The organism is Mycobacterium innocens (assembly GCF_900566055.1).
In the GTDB taxonomy this organism is placed as follows: Bacteria; Actinomycetota; Actinomycetes; order Mycobacteriales; family Mycobacteriaceae; genus Mycobacterium; species Mycobacterium innocens.
The window spans coordinates 1-2,663 of record NZ_UPHQ01000331.1; the positions used below are offsets into that span (position 1 = coordinate 1).

At 65.6% G+C, this 2,663-nt stretch carries 2 pseudogenes; both read left to right on the forward strand.

Annotation, left to right across the window (positions count from 1 at the left end):
• Positions 1-351: 351 nt before the first annotated feature.
• Positions 352-1,623, forward strand: a pseudogene (locus EET03_RS32210) (IS4 family transposase); the annotation flags it as partial.
• A pseudogene (locus EET03_RS30625) lies at positions 1,589-2,533 on the forward strand (DEAD/DEAH box helicase family protein); the annotation flags it as partial. The pseudogenes EET03_RS32210 and EET03_RS30625, both read left to right, overlap by 35 nt.
• Positions 2,534-2,663 lie beyond the last annotated feature (130 nt).

Below are 2,663 nucleotides of genomic sequence, written 5' to 3' on the forward strand. Positions count from 1 at the left end.
ATACAGTTCGGTCAGGAGGGCATCGAGGTCTGTCTTCATAACTGTCCATCGGTGCCCTCCAACCACATCCTTCACAAGCCGACACGCCGAGAGTGCAACCACTGCGGCGCCGCTCGGCGTGTCGCCGCCGCCAGTACACACTCGGCGCAGCCGATGCACACTCCGCGCGCAGTTGGGAATTACTCATCTAGATCGCCGGGTGGCCCCGGGGGTCGCACCCATGGCAGAGTCGTCAAGGTGACACGCGGGGCGTGTGTGGTTGAAGTTGTGCGTGTTGCGTGAGATATAGGTGCGACTCCTGGTAGAAGAAGCGGTCGACGAAGATCCAACTTCTTCCACCAAGGAGTCGCGGTGTCCGATTCTGCCACGCCCGCACCATCACGACGCGCCGCGCTGTTCGCCGCCGGCCATGTTGGCGAGCTGACCTGGCAGATCCCGTTCGAGCTGGTCGATGCGGTGCTGGCGGAGACGCGGACCGTCCAGCGGCGGCTGCGCGATCTGCCGTCGCGGGTGGGGGTGTACTTCGTGCTGGCAATGTGCCTGTTTCCGGGGTTGGGGTACCGCCAGGTGTGGGCCAAGCTCACCGCCGTCATGCCCGGTCGGATATCGCCGTCGGACAAGGCCTTTCGGGATCTGCGTCGCCGCCTCGGCGCGGCGCCGTTGCGGGCGTTGTTCGAGGTGCTGGCTGGGCCGGTGGCGCTGCCGGCGACCCCGGGCGTGCGGTTCGGCCGCTACCGCACCGTGGCGTTCGACGGCTGCGTGTCGTTCAAGGTGCCCGACACCGACCGCAACCGGTCCTGGCTGGGCAAGCTCAAGGCCGCGCTCGGCGTCACCGGCTACCCGATGATCGAGCTGATGGCCCTGGTCGAGACCGGCACCGGGGCGATGCTGGGCGCGGTGTTCGGCCCACCCGCGACCGGGGAGACCGACTACGCGCGAAAGCTGCTGGGACTGTTGAACTCCCAGATGCTGGTGCTGGCCGACCGCGGCTTCGACGCCGGGCAGTTGCTGCACAAGGTGGCCGGCACCGGCGCGAAGTTCCTGGTCCGGTTGCGCGTCACCCGCCGGCTGCCGGTGCTCGCGCGGCTCGACGACGGCTCACACCTGTCGCGCATCGGCGAGCTGGCGGTACGGATCATCACCGCCGACATCACCGTCACCTGCGCCGACGGCACCCGATACACCGCGAACTACCGGCTGGCCACCACGCTGGCCGATCCCCGCCGCCATCCCGCCCGCCAACTCGTCGCCCTCTACCACGAACGCTGGGAACACGAGATCGCCTACCTGGCACTGCACCACACCCTGGCCGGCGGGCGCGTGCTGCGCTCCACCGACCCGGCCGGACTCGAACAGGAAATGTGGGCGCTGCTGACCGTCTACCAGGCGCTGCGACGCGCCATCGTCACCGCCGTCGAATCCCGACCCGGCACCGACCCGGACCGGGCCAACTTCACCACCGCGCTCGAAACCGCCAAGAATCTGCTGGTCAACGCCATCAACATCACCGGCAACCCCACCGACCTCGTCGGCCGCATCGGCCGCGCGGTCCTGACCAACCTGCTCCCACCCCGACGGCCCCGCACCAGACGGGTTCGTCAAGCGAATCGCCAAGCCGCACCAGTATTTTGCCGTCACCAAGGCCGTGTGGAAGACGGTGGAAGCCGCCGAAAGCAATGGCAAGGCCGGCGTCGTCTGGCACACGCAAGGCTCCGGCAAGTCGATGGAGATGGAGCTTTACGCGCACCTGGTCGCCAACCAGCCCAAGCTGAAAAACCCGGCCATCGTCGTCGTCACCGACCGCAAGGAGCTCGACACCCAGCTGTACGAGACCTTCAATCGCTCACGGCTGCTTGACGAATCGCCGAAGAAGATGACCAAGCGCTCGGAGCTGCGCGACGAGCTGTCCAATCGAACCACTGGGGGCATCTACTTCACCACCTTGCAGAAGTTTGGCCTGACCAAAGAGGAGCGCGCATCGGGCACCGATCACCCGTTGCTCACCGACCGCCGCAACATCATCGTCGTCGTCGATGAGGCCCACCGCAGCCACTACGACGACCTCGACGGCTATGCCCGCCACATCCGCGACGCCCTACCGAACGCCATCTTCATCGCGTTCACCGGCACGCCGATCTCGGAGGTGGCCCGCAACACTCGCGAAGTCTTCGGCCCCGATATCGACGTCTACGACCTCACCCGCGCTGTTGCTGACAATGCCACCGTCCCAGTGTATTTCGAGCCTCGGCTAGCGAAAGTCGGGTGGTCCAAGGACTTCAGCGAAGACGACCTCGACCACGCCGTCGACGAGGCAACGCTTGGACTCGACGATGTGGAGCGCGCTCAAATCGAAAAGTCGGTCGCTGTCATCAACGCCATCTATGGCGCGCCCGAGCGGCTAGCAACGCTGGCCGCGGACATCGTCAACCATTGGGATGCGCGATCTGCCGAGATGCGCAAATTCATCTCTTCACCCGGTAAGGCGTTCATCGTCGGCGCCACCCGCCAGATTTGCGCACAGCTATACGAGGAGAATCTGAACCATCCCGGGTTTCATGCACACCTCGTTACGTGTGACCGGTGTGCTGCCCGATCTGTTGTTGAGCGTAGTACTCGGCCTCGACTTCGGCTGGTGGGCGTCGTTCGAGGCGGTGCATCAGCCT